We start from the raw sequence: 17173 nt of genomic DNA, 5'->3' as shown, positions 1-17173 counted from the left end.
CCGCCGGCGTTCGCTGTGCGGCTGGTTTCAACCGGGGGAAACAAAGGACACATGGTTGCGCAACACCGTCCGGCGACGCTGCGTCATTGCCGTCGTTTGCCGAGGAGACCAGTGCCCGTAGCCGCGCCGCCGCAATTCACCCCCCTGATCGCCCGGCGTCGTCCACGGATAACCGACTGGAACCCCGAGGACCAGGAGTTCTGGGAGAGCACCGGCGCACGGATCGCCCGCCGCAACATGATCTGCTCGGTGTTCACCGAGCACATCGGCTTCGCGGTCTGGACGATGTGGTCGACGCTGATCCTGTTCCTCGGCCCGCAGTACGGTCTGACGCCGGATCAGAAATTCACGCTGGTCTCGATCCCGGCCGGGGTGGGTGCCGCGCTGCGGGTTCCGTACTCGCTGGCGGTCGCCCGGTTCGGCGGGCGGGACTGGACCATCGTCTCGGCCTCGTTGTTGTTGCTGCCGACGATCACCGCAGCGGTCCTGCTGCGACCGGGTATCGGCTACGGGACGTTGCTGATGCTCGTGACCGTGGCCGGCGTGGGTGGCGGCAACTTCGCCTCGTCGATGTCGAACATCAACTCGTTCTACCCGGAGCGGTTGAAGGGTCTGGCGCTGGGAATCAACGCTGCCGGCGGCAACCTGGGCGTGGCAGTGGTTCAACTGCTCGGCCTGCTGGTGCTCGCCACGGCCGGCGCGACCCATCCGCGCGTGCTGGTCGGTGTGCTGATCCCGTTGATCGTGGTCGCTGCGCTTGTCTGCGCGGTGAGGATGGACAATCTCGCCACCGCCCACAACGAGAAGCGTGCGTTGCGCGAGGCCTGCGCCGAGCCGCAGACCTGGGTAATCTCGCTGCTCTACATCGGGACGTTCGGCTCGTTCATCGGTTTCGGCTTCGCCTTCGGGCAGGTGCTCCTGGTCCAGTTCCCTGAGCACTTCAGCCACGTCGTCATGGTCAAGGGCGTGGCCAGGACGATGCCGGACCCGGTGAAGGCCGCCTACCTGACATTCCTGGGTCCACTGGTCGGCTCGGTCGCCCGGCCGTTGGGTGGCTGGTTGGCCGACCGCCGCAGCGGGGCGGTGATCACGTTCTGGACGTTCGTCGGGATGATCGCCGCGGCAGTTCTGGTACTGCAGGCCTCGCACCAGAAATCGCTGCCGTTGTTCCTGGCCGGCTTCATCTGCCTGTTCGTCGCCTCCGGGTTGGGCAACGGATCGACCTACAAGATGATCCCGGTGTTGTTCCGGGACCGCGCGGCCGCGGCCGTCGCCGCAGGGGCCGACCCGGAGCAGGCCCGGGCCCAGGCCCGGCGCCGCACCGGCGCCGTCATCGGCATCGCGGGTGCCATCGGGGCGGCCGGCGGTGTGGCCGTCAACATCTCCTTCCGGCAGTCGTTCCTGAAACAGCACAACGGCAACGGCGCGTATGTGGCGTTCGCGCTGTTCTACGTGCTGTGCGCGGTGATCACCTGGGCGGTGTACCTGCGCCCGCACCGGGCTGCGGCAGCGCCGGTCGCAGCCGTCGGCCGAACCGCGACCGCGGACCTGCTCGGGTTCGGTGCTCTGGCCGGTGCGATCGATGCTGCGGGCGTCCCGGTCCGTGTGGCGACGATCACGCTGCTGGACGCGTACGGGCAGGAGGTGGTCCGCACCCGATCGGCCGACGACGGCTCCTACGCCTTCGGCGACCTCTGCGCCGGCCGCTATCTTCTCGTCTGCGGCACCGCCGGCGTCTGGGAACCGGTCACCACGTTGGTCGACGTCACCCCCGGGGCCACCACCGGACTTCCCCTTCGCCTGCGCGAGGTGGTGGCCGACGACGACCCGATCTCGGAGATACTCGGGACGGTCTGCGCTGTCGGGTTGCCGGTGGCCTCGGCGCTGGTCACTATCCTGGACGACACCGGGGCCGTGCTGGCCCGCGGCTGGACCGACGATGCCGGTCGGTACCGGGTGGGCCCGACCCGGGGCGGCCCGGTGACCGTGACGGTAGCTGTGCAGGGGCGCACGCCCGCGGCCCGCGCGCTGCACCTCCCGGCCGGCGCGCTCGTGCACGACCTGGACCTCGACGCCTGAGCTGACGGCGGGTCAGTTGAGCCCGAGCGGGGCGTAGGCGCCGTCGAGAAACAACTCGACGTGGGCCTGGCCGTCGTGCTGCGGTAAGGGCTCAGCACGGTCGACCACCGGTCAATGTCTGGTTGTAAATAGTCTAGTACTTGACTAATGTCTCCGACGGGAGGCGCCATGACGACGGTCGGCTCGCAGTTGGACAACCGGACCTTGCTTCACATGTACCGGTTGATGCGCACGATCACCACGACCGGCGACCGGGCGGCCGAAGAGGTGAAGTCCGGCGCCCTGGCCTCCGCCTTCTACCCGGTGCGTGGTCTGGAAGGCGTCTGCGCCGCTCTCGGTGCCGCAATGCGGGTCGAGGACAAACTGGTGTCCACCTACCGCTCGCTGGGCGACGCCGTGGCCAAGGGCACCTCGTTGCGCGGCATCCTCGCCGAGGTCTACGGCCGCGCCGACGGCCTGTGCGGTGGCAAGGGCGGGCCGATGCACCTGCACGACCAGGACGTCGGTTACGTGACCAGCACCGGGGTCGTCGGCGCAGGCTTGCCGATTGCCGTCGGTCTGGGCATCGCCGCGCAACTCGACGGCGCGCAGCGCGCGGTCGTCACGACCTTCGGCGACGGGGCCACCTCGATCGGGGCCTTCCACGAGGCGATGAACATGGCCGGGCTCTGGAAGTTGCCGGTCGTGTTCGTCTGTCAGAACAACCAGTGGGGCGAGCACACCCCGATCGTCGAATACGCCGCCTCGACCGACCTGGCCGGCCGAGCGACCGCTTACGCGATGGCGACGGTGGCGGTCGACGGCTTCGACCCGATCGCCACCTATCGCGTCCTGGACGAGGCCTGCGCCCGCGCCCGGTCCGGTGGCGGACCCACGTTCGTGGAGTGCCGCACGTATCGGCTGACCGGGCACAGCGGGTCCGCGGACTACGGCTACATGCCGGCCGACGAACTCGCCGCGGCGTTGGCGCGCGACCCGGCGCCGAACTTCCGGGCCTGGCTGATCGAGTCCGGTCAGGCCGACGAGTCGGTGCTCGCCGAGGTCGACGCGGAGGTCGACGCGGAGGTCGCCGACGCGTTCGCGTTCGCCCAGGCCAGTCCGCAACCGGCGCCGGATCAGCGGTATCGGCACGTGTTCGCCGACGCGACGCACATCCCGGCCCAGGGGGAATCGTGACAGTCACGGAGCCGGCCGAGACCATGACCATGGTCCAGGCGATGAACGCCGCACTCGACCTGGCGATGGCGCAGGACGAGAAGGTCATCCTGCTGGGGGAGGACATCGCCGACCCCATCGGCGGGGTGCTCAAGGTGACCAAGGGCCTGTCCACGAAGTACGGGACCGCGCGGGTGCGGGCCACCCCGATCGCGGAGACCGGCATCGTCGGTGCCGCGGTCGGCGCTGCGCTCGGCGGTTACCGCCCCGTCGCCGAGATCATGTTCATGGACTTCCTGACGGTCTGCCTGGACCAGATCGTCAACCACGCCGCGAAACTGCGGTACATGTCCGGCGGGCACACCCCGGTCCCGTTGACGATCCGCACCGCCGTCGGCACCCAACGATTCGGTGCCCAGCACTGCCAGAACCTCGAGGCCTGGTTCATGCACGTGCCCGGGATGAAGGTGGTCGTGCCCTCGAACCCGGCCGATGCCAAGGGCCTGCTCGCGGCGTGCATCGCCGACGACGACCCCTGCCTCTACGTCGAGCACATCGGATTGGCGTTCACCGAGAAGGGCGAGGTGCCGCCGGGTCGCCACGTCGTCCCGCTCGGGTCGGCACACACCGTGCGGGCCGGCACCGACGTCACGGTGATCACCTACGGCATGCAGGTCCGCAACGCGGTTACCGCTGCCGATTCCCTCGCCGAGCAGGGAATCTCGGTCGAGGTGATCGACCTACGCAGCCTGGTTCCGTTGGACCTCGACACGATCCTCGCCTCCGCGGAGCGCACCCGGCGGGCCGTCATCGTGCACGACGCGCACACCTTCTGCGGACCCGGCGCGGAGTTGGCCGCCCGGATCAATGAGGAACTGTTCGGCGAACTGCTGGCTCCGGTGCTGCGGGTCGGCGCCGGGTACTCCCCGGTCCCGTTCAGCACCGCGTTGGAGTTCCACCCGACCCCGGACCGCATCCGGGCCGCGGTGCTGGCCACCGTCGGTCGCTGACCCGCGTAGAAAGGCAGGCCCATGTCCGTCGCCCTGGTGACCGGTGCCGCCCGCGGGATCGGGCGTGCCACCGCGGTCCGACTGGTCGCGGCCGGGCACGAGGTGATCGTCGTCGACCTCGATGCCCCGGCGCTGGAGGCCACCGCCGCCGAGATCGGCGCGAAGGCGATCGCGCTCGACGTCACCGACGAGACCGCGGTGCGCACGCTGGCCGAAGCGGTGCCGACCCTCGACGTACTGGTCAACAACGCCGGGATCTACCGGCGCGGAACCCTGGACACGCAGACCGTCGCGGACTACCGGTTGGTCTTCGACGTCAACGTGCTCGGTCCGATGCTGATGACCCGTCACCTCGCTGACGCGTTGGCGGTCGACGGCGGCGGGGCCGTGGTCAACGTCTCGTCGATGTCGGGGATCGTGCCGGTGCCGGGCACCGGGGTGTACTCGATGTCCAAGGCCGCACTGATCTCGTTCACCGAACTGGCCGCGCTGGAGTACGCCCCGCGTGGCATCCGGGTCAACGCGGTCGCGCCCGGGCGGATCAGCACCGAGATGACCGCGGACCGGCAGGGCGACCCGGCGCGGGAGGCACGCACGAATGCCCTGATCCCGTTGGGCCGCAGCGGCACCGCCGAGGACGTGGCCGACGCGATCTGGCTGCTGGCCTCGCCCGCGGCCGGCTACGTGACCGGTCAGGTGGTGCGGGTCGACGGCGGGCTCACCCTCGGCACGTTGTCCTACTTCCAGGCCGCACAGAACGGCTGAGTCGGCTCAGGCCTGCGCGCCCGCGTGGGCGGCGCGCATCGCGCGTTTGTCGATCTTGCCGACCGGCGTGCGCGCCAAGGCCTCGACGAAACGCAGGCTGCGTGGGCACTTGTAGAGCGTGAGGTTGCTCCGGCAGAAGGCCAGCAGTTCCTCGGCGTCCGGGTTCGGCACCGCCGGGACGACCAACGCCAGCAGGACCTCTCCGAGGTCCGCGTGCGCGACCCCGATGCAGGCGACCTCGGTCACCGCGGGATGGGTGCCCAGGACCTGTTCGGCCTCCGACGGATAGATGTTCACCCCGCCGCTGACCACCAGATCCGAGGCCCGGTCGGTGATCCAGACGTAGCCCTCGGCGTCCATCCGACCGATCTCGCCGAGGGTGAACGGCGCCGTCCCGGCGACGCTCGCCTCGGGCGCGTCCACGTAATGCATCCCGTGGCCGTTCGTGTCGCGGAAGAACAACCGCCCCTCGACGCCGGGCTCGACCGGTTTGTCGTCGTCGTCGAGGATCACCGCCTCGAACGGCGGGACCGCCCGTCCCACCGAACCCGGACGCTCCAGCCACTCGCCCGCGCCGATCAGGCAGGTGGTGCCGACCTCGCTGGCGCCGTAGGACTCCCACAGCACGTCCCCGAGCCAGCCGATGGTGGCCCGTTTGGCCTCCTCCGGGAACTTCGCGCCGACGTGCAGCACGTACCGCAGCGAGGACCGGTCGTAGCGATCCCGCACGGCCGGGGGCAGTGCGCCGACGCGCTGCAGGTGAGTCGGGACCACGATCATCGTGGCGATCCGGTCGCGCTCGACCGCGGCGAGGAGGCGCTCGGGGTCGAAGCGACCGAGCACGGTGACCGGGGTGCCGCCCACGAAGAACCGCGTCCCGGCGATCGGACCGGCGTGGTAGAGCGGCCCGACGACCAGATGCCTGCCGTGCGCGACCATCGCGGACTCCGCCAGTCGGGCGAGGTGCTCGGTGATGTCGGCGCCGCCGACCCACGAGGTCGGCGGGAGCTCCACGCCTTTCGGGCGTCCGGTGGTGCCGGACGTGTAGACCACCGTCGGACGCGGTGGATGGTCGGTGGGCGGCTCGTCGTCGGCTGCGTCGGCGAGTGCCGCCTCAAGTGGTTGCACTCCGGCGACTGCGCCGCTCCCGCCGATCACCAGGCGCACGCCGGCCAGCCGTGCCGCGGCCGCGCCGCACTCCGCGGTGGCGTCGTCGACCAGCAGGACATCGGCCTGACTGTGCGTCAGGATCCAGGCGGCCTCGGCCGGTTCGAGGTGGAAGTTGACCGCCACGGCCGAGGTTCCGGACAGGGTCGAGGCGGCATACCAGAGCAGCGTCTCGCCGCTGTTCTCGGCGAGGACCGCGACCCGCCGCGGCCCGCGCCACTGCACGCTCAGCAACGCGTTGACCCGAGGACGCAGCGCGTCGTCGACCTGGGCCCAGGTCCAGTCGCGGACCGGGTCGCGCAGGGCTATCTGGTCCGGGCGGGACCGCGCGAGGGCGCGGGCGAACGTCATACGGCACCGGCCTGCGCCGCCAGTTCCCGCCAGGCGTCGCGGGGCAGGCCCGTCGCGCTCAACGCGTGCAGGGCGATTGCGTCCGCGCCGGCCGCCCGGTGCTCGGCGGCCCGTTCCAGCGCGGCGGCCGCGCCCTGCAGCACCAAGGCGTCGACGAGACGGTCGCTGCCCGGCGGTGTCAGATCCTCGTCGGTGAAGCCCATCGTGCGCAGGTTGCCCAAGTAGTTGGGCAACCCCAGGTAGGTCGCCAGGTGCGCCCGGGCCAGGCTGCGGCCTTCGGCCCGGTCATCGGTGACGACGACCTTGACCTCCGCGGCGATCCGCGGCTGCGGGCCGAGCGCGGCGCGTTGGGCAGCGGTCCGTTCCGGCATGGTCAGGTAGGTCAACGTGCCTGCGGCGCGCCGGCCGGCCAACTCGACCATTCGTGGGCCGTTGGCGCCCAGGACCCGCGCGGCGGCCGGCACCCCGGCGGCGTCCAACCGGTCCAGGTACGCGGTCATCGCCGCCATCGGCTTCTCGTACTGCGGCACCAACAATGCGTGGCTGACGCCGAGCCCGAGCAGCACCCGTTCTTGCTGCTGCTCCGGCAGCACCGACCACCAGTCGGCCACCGCACCGGCCGGCGGCGCCCACACGGACAGGACGGCAGTAGCCGCTCGCAACGTGGTCGTCGCGGCGAGAACCTCGTCCAGCAAAGGCAGATCCTCGCGCGGGTCGGCGACCCAGAGGGTGTCGAAGCCGAGGGCCTCGACCTGCGCCGCGGCCGCACCGGCGTCCACCGTACGCAGCCGCGACCGGCTGGTGAGCAGGCCCCAACTCATGTTGCCACCGTCGCGCGCGCCCGGGCGGCGGCCGCCTCACCGGCCATCCGACCCACCCCGCAGGCCAGGCCGAGGGAGTTCCCGCTGCCCATGTACACGTGTCCGAGCAGCCCGCCGACGCACTCACCGGCGGCGAACAGCCCCGCGACCGGTGAGCCGGTCGGTCCCAGAACCCTTGCCTGGTAGTCGATCCGCAGTCCGCATCCGGTGACGTTCACGGTCACCGGCCGCACCGGTACGGCGTGAAAGGGCGGAGTCCGCAGCGGGAGCAGGAATTTTGCCGCCTTACCGAAGTCCGCGTCCACCCCGGCCGCGCAGTGCGCGTTGTAGCGCCCGACCTCGCCGACCAGAACATCCGGCGCCAGGTCGAGGGCCGCGGCCAGCGCCGTCAGGTCGGGGGCCTGGACCGCCCGGCCGTCTGCGCGCAGCAACTCCAGGAAGTCCTCGCGGTAGTGGCGCGGCGCGAACGGCGGATGGTTGGGCCAGACCTGCTTGTAGCAGTCCCGGTACTGCTGCGCCGCCGCCGCCGACGGGGTGAGGCAGGCCTGGTCGAGCACGACGAACGCGGCGTTGCCGTGCGTGCGGACCAGCCCGTCGAGGATCCCGTACGGCGCGGTCTCGTCGGCGAACCGCCGGCCGTCAGCGCCGAGCAGCATGGTCCAGCCCGGCAGGAACGCCTCGTTGACGAAGGAGCCGCCCGGCCCGAGGGTACGCAGCCCGCGATCGTGCCCGGCGACCTGCGCACCGACCTGCGCCCCGAGGGCGAACCCGTCGCCCACCGCGCCGTCGCTGCCGATGTACCAGGTGCGCTCGGCGTCCCAGGCCGACGGGAACCAGCGGGCGAGCAGGTCGCGGGAGGCGCCGAAACCGCCGACCGTGAGCACCACGGCTTCGGCGCGCAGTTCGTCGGTGCCGACGGCGGCCCCGAGCACGGCGCCCTCGGGGGAGGTGAGAAGTCGGTCCACCCGGCGGCCCAGCGCGATGTCGATGTCCGCGGCCTCGCACGCCCGGCGCAGCGCGTCGACCAAGGCCTGGCCGCCGCCGTCGACGCAGTGCGACCGCGGTTTGCGTTCGTCGCCGCCGAAGATCAGGCGGGGGAAGAACGGGACGCCGTGCGCGGCCAACCAGTCGATGGTGCCGCCGCTGCGTTCGGCAAATCGGCGCGTCGGTCCGGCGGCGACGTCCCAGCGCTGAAGCTGCATGTACTCGTGGAACAGATCTGCCGGGTCGTCCTCGATCCCGCCCGCCCGCTGCAGGGCACTGCCCGCGCCCATCACGATGCCGCCGGACAACCGCGAGGACCCACCGACCTCCGCCATCGCCTCGCTGACCAGGATCCGCCGGGCGCCCTGCTCGTGGGCCGCCAACGCCGCGCTCAGCCCTGCGGCGCCGGAACCCACGACCAGGACATCGACGTCGTTCATCGGTCTGCCTCCAGCGCCGCGTGCGCGGCGCGCAACACGTCCTGCGGGCGACCCGAGGAGCCGCCGACCTCGCCGGCCCAGGCAAGCAACTTGCCCAGGGCCGGGTCGTCCGGGCTGCCTTCGGTCACCGGCAGGATGCCGTCGAAAACCTCGCCGGTCGTGCCGTCCACAGTGACCTGACGCCCAGTCAGTTTCGCCACCACACCCGGCCCGGCGCCGACCAGACAAGGCGTGCCCAGCTCGCGGGAGACCACTGCGGCGTGGCTGGTGGCCCCGCCGATCTCGGTCACGATCGCGGTCGACACGAGCATCCCGGAGACGTCGTCCGGGTCGGTGGTGGGCCGGGCCAGCACCGGCGATCCGCCGGTGTCCGCGAGATCCTCGGCCTCCTCGCAGGACCCGACTACCAGGCCTTGCCCGATGCCCGGGCAGGCCGGTTCGCCGGTCGCCAGCAGTACCGCGGTCGCCCGGGCCGCGGGCGCGATCCGCGGCCGCAGCACGATGTCGACCTGCGTCGGGGTCACCCGCCGCAAGGCCTCCGCCCGGTCGATGGCCCCCTCGGTGCACATCTCGACCGCGATGCGGATCGCGGCGTCCGGCGAGCGCTTGGCCGCTCGGGTCTGCAGCAGGAACAGTCGGCCGGACTCCACGGTGTACTCGATGTCCTGGACGTCGCCGGTGCCTGCCTCCAGACGCTGCGCGCAGTCGAGCAACTCGGCGTGGACATCGGGCAACGTCTTCGCCAAATCGCTCAGGGGCAGGGCGTTGAACCGTCCGGAGACCACGTCCTCGCCCTGCCCGCCGGGCAACCACTGGCCGTACGGGACGGCCTCGCCGGTGAGCGGGTTGCGGGTGAACAGCACCCCGGTGCCGGAAGTCGCGTCGAGGTTGCCGAACACCATCGCCTGCACGGTCACCGACGTGCCGGGGTCCTCGGCGATGCCGTGGTGCCGGCGGTAGGCAATCGCGCGCTCGGACATCCACGAGCCGAGAACTGCGGCCGCCGCGGCCCGCAGTTGGTCGATGGGCGACTCCGGCGCGGCGGTGCCGACCACCCGCTCGAACTGCTCGTGCAGTCGCCGCGTCAGATCCGCGGCGTGACCGGGATCGCCGCTGCGGTCGGCAATCGCGCGTTGCACGTCGGGGGTCATTCCGAGATTCAGGATTGTGTCCATCATCCCGGGCATGCTGCGTGCCGCACCGGAACGAACCGAGACCAGCAGCGGGGAGTCCGGGTCGCCGAGGCGCCGGCCGGTGCGTTCCTGAAGCTGGGTCAGACCCGTTGCGAGCGCGGTGATCGCCGCCTCGTCGAGGGTGTCGCCGTTGTCGCGGAACCGGCGGCACTCGTCCGTGGTCAGCACGAAGGCCGGTGGCACCGGCAGGCCCATCGCGAGCATCCGGTCGACGCCCCAGGCCTTTCCACCGACGTGCTCGCGGTCCAGCGTGCCGGACCCGCTCAACACCACCAGTGCCATCAGAGCGCTCGTCCGGCGGCGGCGCGGCCCTTGAGCCGAACGATCTGCAGGGTGGGAAGGTCGTTCATGTCACCGGGCTCCCTCAGGCGGTGTGGCGATGGTCAGGGTGGGCGCCGGCCGCCGCTCGGGTGGCCGGGCCGAGATGGGGGAGTTCCTCGGGGCTGATCTCACGGATCACCCGCGGGGCCTCGCCGGCGTAGATGTCCTCGCCGGACAGACGTCCGTCGGGCCCGACGACCCAGACGACCAGGGCGCGGTAGGCCACGTGGTACCACCGGTCGGGCAGCACGTCGACCGCTACGCGACCGGCCAGGGCGGCACCGGGGAACACATGGTGGAAGTCGCCCTCGGTAACCACCGCGCCGGCGTCGGCGACGACCCGGGTCAGCACGTAGTCCAGGCGGTTCTTCCCGCTGCCCACCAACGCCTCGTAGAAGGTCCGGACGGCTGCCCGGCCCACCGGCCCGACGCTGTCCGAGGATCCCCACACGGTGTAGACGGGTTCGTCGGACAAGGTCGCCAGGACTCCCTCGACGTCCCCGGCCACCTCGGCGACGACGTGGTCGGCGACCAGTTGCAGGGCATGGCGCACCCGCGGGTCGTGCGCGGCGGCGATCGCGTCCAGCACCGGCTGCCACCCTGGAACAGGGGTCATGGCGCGATGCTCGCGCGGCCCTGGCTCAACACGACTGTCCCGTCCTCCCTACGTGCACAGAACCGTACCTCCGAGCCGTTCTGCCAGAGATCGATGTGCAGGGTGTCCCCGGGGAACACGACCGCGGCGAACCGGGCCGCGAAGCTGCGAACCCGTTCCGGGTCGCCGCCGGCCGCGGCGTGCAGCACTGCCCGGCCCGCGAACCCGAACGTGCACAAGCCGTGCAGGATCGGCCGCGGGAACCCGGCCCGGGCAGCGAATGCCGGGTCGGAGTGCAACGGGTTGCGGTCGCCGGAGAGGCGGTAGAGCAGCGCCTGATCTCCTCGGGTCACGTAGGTGACGGTGTCGTCGGGCTTGTCGGTCGGATCGTCGTCGCCGCCACTCGGCCCGCGTTCGCCACCCCACCCGCCGGCGCCTTTCACGAACAGCGAGCAGCGGGTTCGGAACAGCGCGGTGTCGGTCTCGTCGCGCACCTCGGTCTCGGTCACGACGACCGCGGCCTTCTCCTTGTCCCACAGTTGCGTGATGCGGGTGCGCGCCGATCCGGTGCCGGCCACCGCAAGTGGCGCGAGCAGTTCGACGCCCTGCTCCACGTGGAGCACCCCGACCCAGTCGACGCCGCCCAGCGCCTTCAGCACGCCCATGTCAGCGCCGAGCACCACCGGCATCGTGGGCAGCATCCGCGCCGGCGAGTCCTTGGTGTTGCCGGTGGTGAAGGCCAGTTCCTCGACGCCGGCGCCGACGCCCAGGGCGTAGATCGCGCAGTCCTTGGCCGTCCAGCTCACCGGACGGGGATCGCTGACGACACCGAGTCCGGCGGGGTCCAGCGGCATGGGCTGCCTCCTGTGGTCAGGTGGCAATTAGTCTAGTACTATATGATTCATACTGCGACAATTAAGTGCAGTGACAATCTGGTCCGCCCGTTCTCCGGAGGCCGCCGATGGCGCCAGCCCTGCCCGCCGTGGACTATCTGGTGCTCGAGGGCACCCCCCATCTCGTCGCCTGGTTCTGCGCGCAGTGCGGTGCCTCCTACTTCGACCGCCGCAACGCCTGCGCGCGTTGCTCCGGCGCCGAGTTCGAGCGCCGTCCGCTGGGGACCGAAGGTGTGGTGCGGGCCTTCACGATCGTGCACCGGGCCGCACCAGGACTGCCGGCGCCCTACACCTCGGTGGTCGTGGAACTCGACGGCGGCGGCCGGGTGAAGGCGAACCTGCTCGGGGTCACTGATCCGGCAGCCGTAACCGCCCAGTTGAAAGTGCGACTGGTGACGTTCGTGGCCGGGACCGACGACGACGGCACCGAGGCGATCGCTTTTGCCTTCGAGCCCATCGGAGGGGCCGCATGACCGAGGTCTGGATCGTCGGCGCGTCGATGACGCGGTTCGGGCGCTTCCCGGACCTGGACCTGATGGATCTCGCCTCCGACGCGGCGTTGTCCGCGCTGCGCGACGCCGATGCCGCGATGGCCGACATCGGCGTGCTGACCATGGGCAACGTCTACGAGGCCGGCAGCAACAACGGCCAACGGTTGCAGAAGCAGATCGGGCAGACCGGCGTGCCGGTCTACAACGTCGTGAACGCCTGCGCCACCGGCGCGACTGCCGTGCGGGTCGCGATGCTCTCGCTGCTGGCCGGGGAGGCGGAGATGGGCCTGGCCGTCGGCGTCGAGCAGATGGGGAAGATGGGCCTGATCGGCAACGCCGCACAGTCACACGGGTCGAGGGCCGGCGGCAAGCCCGCCAAGAAGGAGTTCGCGCCCAAGGGCCGCTACGGGGCCGTGGTGAAGACCGAGGGCGTGCTGGGCACCGGTCTCATGCCCGGCGTGTTCGCCCAGGCCGGCACCGAGTACGCGCTGGCGCACGGGATCACCGCCGAGCAGTTCGCCAAGGTCGCGCAGAAGAACCACGCGCACTCCACGCTGAACCCGCTCGCCCAGTACCGCAAGGAGTTCAGCCTCGAGGAGATCCTCGGCGCCGACGTGATCTCGTACCCGAACACGCTGCCGATGTGCTGCCCCACCGGGGACGGCGCCGCCGCGCTGGTGCTGGTCACCGGCGAGAAATTGCGCACGCTCGACCCCGACGTCCGGCGCCGCGCGATCAAGATCAGCGCCTCGGTGCTCACCTCCGACCCGTGGGTCGACGGGGGACAGGTACAGCCCGACGTCAACACGTTGACCCGCAACGCCGCTGATGCCGCCTACGAAGCGGCCGGCATCGGTCCGGAGGACCTCGACCTGGTCGAACTGCACGACTGCTTCGCCACCGCGGAACTGCTCCACTACGACAACCTGCGACTGTGCGAGCCGGGCGGCGCCGGCGACTTCATCGACTCCGGCAAGCCCTGGCGCGACGGCTCCACCCCGGTAAACGTCTCCGGCGGGCTGCTGTCCAAGGGCCACCCGATCGGCGCGACCGGGGTCGCCAACCTCTACGAGGTGGCCACCCACTTGCGCGGCGAGGCCGGTGATCGGCAGGTCCCCGATGCCCGGGTCGGGCTGACGCACGTGATCGGCCTGGCCTCGGCGTGCGCGGTCCACATCCTCGAAGCACCGGCGGCGAGGTGACGACCGGCCCGCTGGCCGGGCTCCGCATCCTGGAGATCGCCAGCGCCGCTCCGGCTCCGTTCGCCTGCATGATCCTGGCCGACCTCGGCGCACAGGTGTTGCGGATCGACCGCCCGGCCGCGGCCAAACGAGGCCCCGCCCCGGCCCACGACCCGCTGTCCCGCGGCCGGCGCTCGGTCGCCCTGGATCTCAAGCATCCTGACGCACCGTCAGTCGTCCGGGACCTGGCCGACAACGCCGACGTGCTCGTCGAGGGCTTCCGCCCCGGGGTGATGGAACGCCTCGGGATCGGTCCGGACGTCCTGCTCGCGGACAACCCGGGCCTGGTCTACGGTCGCATGACCGGGTGGGGGCAGAGCGGGCCGATGGCGGCCAAGGCCGGCCACGACATCAACTACATCGCGCTGTCCGGGGCGCTGGAGCCGCTCGGTCGCGCCGACGCCGCGCCGCACGCCCCGATGAACCTGCTCGGCGACTTCGGCGGCGGCGGGATGCTGCTCGCCGTCGGCGTGCTCGCCGCGTTGGTGGAGCGGTCGATCTCGGGCCTCGGCCAGGTGGTCGACGCGGCGATGGTCGACGGCTCGGCGCTGCTGAGCACATTCCTGTACGGCTTGCGGGCGCAGGGTTTCTGGTCCGACCGGCGCGGGACCAACCTGCTCGACGGCGGCGCGCCGTTCTACGACACCTATCGAACCGCCGATGATGGCTGGATGAGCGTCGGCGCCCTGGAACCGCAGTTCTACACCGACTTGCTGCGCGGCCTCGGCCTGTCCGACGAGGCCCTGCCCCGGCAGATGGACCGGGCCGACTGGCCCACGCTGCGGGCCCGCTTCACCGAGGTCTTCGCCTCCCGCACCCGGGCCGAGTGGACCGCGGTGTTCGCCGATCTCGACGCGTGCGTCGCCCCGGTGCTGTCCCCGGCCGAGGCGCCCGCGGACCCGCACAACCGGGCCCGGGGCGCTTTCGTCAACGTCGGCGGGCTGACCCAACCGGCACCGGCCCCGCGGTTCAGCCGCACCGCCGCGGCAGCGCCCGGCCTCGCCCCGGCGATCGGCGCCGACACCGCGACCGCCCTGCTCGACTGGGGGATCGACCCGGCCCGACTTGCCGCGCTGCGCGCGTCCGGCGCAGTGCCCCCGGTGGAGGCTGTGCGCGCCGAGGTCGCCGTGTGAACATGACCTGCACTGGTACATCCGACGCGCTCTCGTGCTCGAACCGCTGCTGGGCGGACCGGGCGTGGTGCGCGCCGAGATCGGTTCGGCGATAAAGGAATCCGGCCGGCTGCCCGACCTGGCCGCCCTGTAGGAGGGGGTGCGTGTGGATCCGACCACTGCGCTGGTCGAGCTCGTGGACGGCGTGGCCGAACTGCGGCTGAACCGGCCGGAGTTGCTGAACCGCTTCGACGACGACCTGCTCGGCGAACTGCCTGGGCTGCTCGCCGACCTCGACGGGGACCGGGACGTCCGCGCGGTGGTGTGGACCTCGACAGGCAAGCACTTCTCGGCCGGCGGCGACACCGAGGTGATCCTGGCCGGACACAAGGACCTGGGCCGACTGCTGGCCGGCGTCGCCGGCGGGCGGCGGCTCTACCGTGGATTCGCGGACTTCTCCAAGCCGTTGGTGGTCGCCCTGCACGGGCATGTGTTCGGTGTCGCGACCAGCCTCGTGCTGCTCGCCGACGCGGTGGTGACCATCCCCACGGTGCAGATCGTCGACCCGCACGTGCACATGGGGCTGGTCGCCGGCGACGGCGGGGCGATCAGTTGGCCGGTCAACCTGCCGTTGCTGCGGGCCAAACGTCACCTGCTCTGGGGCGAACCGCTGACCGGGCAGGAGGCCTTCGACCTCGGCCTGGTCTCGGACCTGGTCGAGGACCCGGAGCAGGTCCGGGAGCGGGCATTCGAGTTGGCCCGTCGGGTCGCGGCGCTGCCGCCGATCGCCGTCCAACTGACCAAGCGAACCCTCAACAAGGGCTTGGCCGCCCGCATCGACGAGGTCCTGGACACCGGGTTCGCCTACGAGGCGATCTCCAACCGCACCGACGACGTCGTCGAGGCCGTGACCGCCTTCCAGGAAGGCCGACCGGGCCGATGGACCGGAGCCTGAGCGTGGCCGGAGACCTCACCCGGATCTGGGGCACCGAGATCGTCGACGGGGTTTGCGCGGGCCGCCCCGGCCGGATGTTCGCGCCCCGGCCGACGTCGCCGGCCGACCTGCTCGTGGGCGCCGATCGCTGGGCCGACCGGGAGTTCCTGGTCCAGGGCGAGCGCCGGATCACCCATGGCCGGTTCCGGACGGCGATCCCGGCCGCGGCCCAGATCCTGGTCGAGTCCGGGGTCCGCCCCGGCGATCGGGTGCTGCTGCTGTCGTTCAACACCCCCGAGTTCCCGTTGGCGACCTGGGCGCTGTGGTGGCTGGGTGCGATCCCGGTCTACGGCAATCGTTGGTGGAGCGCCGCCGAACTCGACCACGCGATGGCGCTGACCGCGCCGACCACCGTGCTCACCGACCGCGCCGACTGGGCCCCGGCCGGCGTGACGGTACGTCAGATGAACGAGCTGGCAAGGGCGTACACCGACGCGGTCCGGCCGGACTCGAAGTGCGCCGACGGCACGGAGGACGACCCGGCGCTGATCCTGTTCACCTCGGGCAGTTCCGGCGCGCCCAAGGCGGTCGTGCTGTCGCGGCGGTCGGTCATCGCCAACCAGCACAACCTGATGGCCCGCACGGGCCGGCTGCCGCAGGACCTGGACCCGGCGCGGGCGCAGTCGGTGAGCTTGGTGTGCACCCCGTTGTTCCACATCGGCGGGATCTCCAACACGCTGCTGGCGCTGCTGACCGGCGCGAAACTGGTGTTCAACACCGGCCGCTTCGACCCCGCCGAGGTGCTCCGACTGATCGAGGCCGAACGGGTGCAGACCTTCGCCGGCGTGCCCACGATGGCCGCGCGGCTGCTCGAGCACCCGGACTTCGCCCACCGCGACCTCAGTTCCCTGCGCGCGCTGCCGATGGGCGGCGCGCCGGTCCCGGCCGCGTTGCTGGAGCGCGTGGTCGACCGACTGCCGCAGCTCAAGCGCGGCGGACTTGGCAACACCTGGGGCATGACGGAGTCCGGCGGCGTGCTCACCTCGGCCGGCCACACCGACCTCGAGACCCGACCGGGGACCGTCGGCCGTCCGATCAGCGCGGTCGAGATCCGCGTCGCCGACCCGGACGAGGCCGGTGTCGGCGAGGTCGAGGCCCGGGCGCCGACGGTGATGCTCGGATATCTCGGGCCCGACGGCCCCGTCACCGACGGGGTGGTCTCCGCCGACGGCTGGCTGCGCAGCGGCGACCTCGGTCGCATCGACGCCGAAGGCTACCTGTTCCTGATGGGCCGGGCCAAGGACATCGCGATCCGCGGCGGGGAGAACATCTCCTGCCCCCACGTCGAGGAGGTGCTGCTGCGCCATCCCGAGGTGGCCGAGGCGGCGGTCTTCGGGGTCGAGCACCTCGATCTCGGCGAGGAGGTCGCCGCGGTGGTCCGGCGTCGTGCCGGGTCCTCCGTCTCGGCCGCCGACCTGCGGGAGTACCTGCGCGCGGGACTGGCCTACTTCGAGATTCCCAGCGCGTGGCAGTTCGTCGCCGAGCCGTTGCCCACCCTGCCCGGCGAGAAGGTCGACAAGAAGACCTTGCGCAGTGCCTTCACCAGGGAGTGACCAGCCAA

Annotated in this window: 15 protein-coding genes; 9 read left to right on the top strand and 6 right to left on the bottom strand. The window is 71.4% G+C overall.

Annotation, left to right across the window (positions count from 1 at the left end):
- The first annotated feature begins 111 nt into the window (after nucleotides 1-111).
- The 4 genes from VHU88_00805 to VHU88_00790 all read left to right on the top strand — a co-directional run bounded on the left by VHU88_00805 (nucleotide 112) and on the right by VHU88_00790 (nucleotide 5009).
- Entirely contained in the window at nucleotides 112-2079 is a 1968-nt protein-coding gene (locus tag VHU88_00805) for an MFS transporter (GenBank protein HEX3610202.1), read from the top strand.
- A gap of 168 nt (nucleotides 2080-2247) precedes the next feature.
- The gene (locus tag VHU88_00800) at nucleotides 2248-3255 is read left to right on the top strand and encodes a thiamine pyrophosphate-dependent dehydrogenase E1 component subunit alpha (protein ID HEX3610201.1); all 1008 of its coding nucleotides are present in this window, start codon (nucleotides 2248-2250) and stop codon (nucleotides 3253-3255) included.
- Nucleotides 3252-4244, top strand: a complete 993-nt coding sequence (locus tag VHU88_00795) for an alpha-ketoacid dehydrogenase subunit beta (GenBank protein ID HEX3610200.1) — start codon at nucleotides 3252-3254, stop codon at nucleotides 4242-4244. The genes VHU88_00800 and VHU88_00795 overlap by 4 nt, the downstream gene beginning before the upstream one ends.
- Before the next feature lie 21 nt (nucleotides 4245-4265).
- Nucleotides 4266-5009 carry an SDR family oxidoreductase gene (locus VHU88_00790; protein HEX3610199.1) on the top strand — a complete coding sequence of 248 codons (744 nt, stop codon included), beginning with the start codon at nucleotides 4266-4268 and terminating at the stop codon, nucleotides 5007-5009.
- Between the two features lie 6 nt (nucleotides 5010-5015).
- On the opposite strand, the gene VHU88_00785 is transcribed toward VHU88_00790, so the two are convergent.
- From VHU88_00785 to VHU88_00760, 6 genes are all read right to left on the bottom strand, one after another.
- Nucleotides 5016-6527 (bottom strand): AMP-binding protein, encoded by a 1512-nt coding sequence (locus VHU88_00785; GenBank protein HEX3610198.1) that lies wholly within the window; start codon nucleotides 6525-6527, stop codon nucleotides 5016-5018.
- The gene (locus VHU88_00780; protein ID HEX3610197.1) at nucleotides 6524-7348 is read right to left on the bottom strand and encodes a TIGR03620 family F420-dependent LLM class oxidoreductase; all 825 of its coding nucleotides are present in this window, start codon (nucleotides 7346-7348) and stop codon (nucleotides 6524-6526) included. The genes VHU88_00785 and VHU88_00780 overlap by 4 nt, the downstream gene beginning before the upstream one ends.
- Complete coding sequence (locus tag VHU88_00775) at nucleotides 7345-8772, bottom strand: FAD-dependent oxidoreductase (protein ID HEX3610196.1); 1428 nt, start codon at nucleotides 8770-8772, stop codon at nucleotides 7345-7347. Before VHU88_00775 ends, VHU88_00780 begins: the two co-directional genes overlap by 4 nt.
- Nucleotides 8769-10247, bottom strand: coding sequence for a pyruvate, phosphate dikinase (locus VHU88_00770; protein HEX3610195.1), 1479 nt, complete (start codon nucleotides 10245-10247; stop codon nucleotides 8769-8771). The genes VHU88_00775 and VHU88_00770 overlap by 4 nt, the downstream gene beginning before the upstream one ends.
- An 82-nt stretch (nucleotides 10248-10329) precedes the next feature.
- Nucleotides 10330-10902: a nuclear transport factor 2 family protein gene (locus tag VHU88_00765; protein ID HEX3610194.1), complete on the bottom strand. Its 573-nt coding sequence runs from the start codon at nucleotides 10900-10902 to the stop codon at nucleotides 10330-10332.
- Nucleotides 10899-11735 carry a MaoC/PaaZ C-terminal domain-containing protein gene (locus tag VHU88_00760; GenBank protein ID HEX3610193.1) on the bottom strand — a complete coding sequence of 279 codons (837 nt, stop codon included), beginning with the start codon at nucleotides 11733-11735 and terminating at the stop codon, nucleotides 10899-10901. The genes VHU88_00765 and VHU88_00760 overlap by 4 nt, the downstream gene beginning before the upstream one ends.
- A 107-nt stretch (nucleotides 11736-11842) precedes the next feature.
- Here VHU88_00760 and VHU88_00755 point away from each other — a divergent pair, with 107 nt between their 5' ends.
- The 5 genes from VHU88_00755 (at nucleotide 11843) to VHU88_00735 (ending at nucleotide 17165) form a co-directional block, all read left to right on the top strand.
- Entirely contained in the window at nucleotides 11843-12247 is a 405-nt protein-coding gene (locus VHU88_00755; GenBank protein ID HEX3610192.1) for an OB-fold domain-containing protein, read from the top strand.
- Nucleotides 12244-13467 carry a thiolase family protein gene (locus VHU88_00750; GenBank protein ID HEX3610191.1) on the top strand — a complete coding sequence of 408 codons (1224 nt, stop codon included), beginning with the start codon at nucleotides 12244-12246 and terminating at the stop codon, nucleotides 13465-13467. Before VHU88_00755 ends, VHU88_00750 begins: the two co-directional genes overlap by 4 nt.
- Nucleotides 13464-14639: a CaiB/BaiF CoA-transferase family protein gene (locus VHU88_00745; GenBank protein HEX3610190.1), complete on the top strand. Its 1176-nt coding sequence runs from the start codon at nucleotides 13464-13466 to the stop codon at nucleotides 14637-14639. The genes VHU88_00750 and VHU88_00745 overlap by 4 nt, the downstream gene beginning before the upstream one ends.
- 145 nt (nucleotides 14640-14784) lie before the next feature.
- Nucleotides 14785-15573 carry an enoyl-CoA hydratase/isomerase family protein gene (locus VHU88_00740; GenBank protein ID HEX3610189.1) on the top strand — a complete coding sequence of 263 codons (789 nt, stop codon included), beginning with the start codon at nucleotides 14785-14787 and terminating at the stop codon, nucleotides 15571-15573.
- Nucleotides 15558-17165 (top strand): class I adenylate-forming enzyme family protein, encoded by a 1608-nt coding sequence (locus tag VHU88_00735; GenBank protein ID HEX3610188.1) that lies wholly within the window; start codon nucleotides 15558-15560, stop codon nucleotides 17163-17165. The genes VHU88_00740 and VHU88_00735 overlap by 16 nt, the downstream gene beginning before the upstream one ends.
- The last annotated feature ends 8 nt before the right edge of the window (nucleotides 17166-17173 follow it).

The organism is Sporichthyaceae bacterium (genome assembly GCA_036269075.1).
GTDB lineage: Bacteria > Actinomycetota > Actinomycetes > Sporichthyales > Sporichthyaceae > DASQPJ01.
This window is presented reverse-complemented; position numbering and strand designations above follow the sequence as displayed.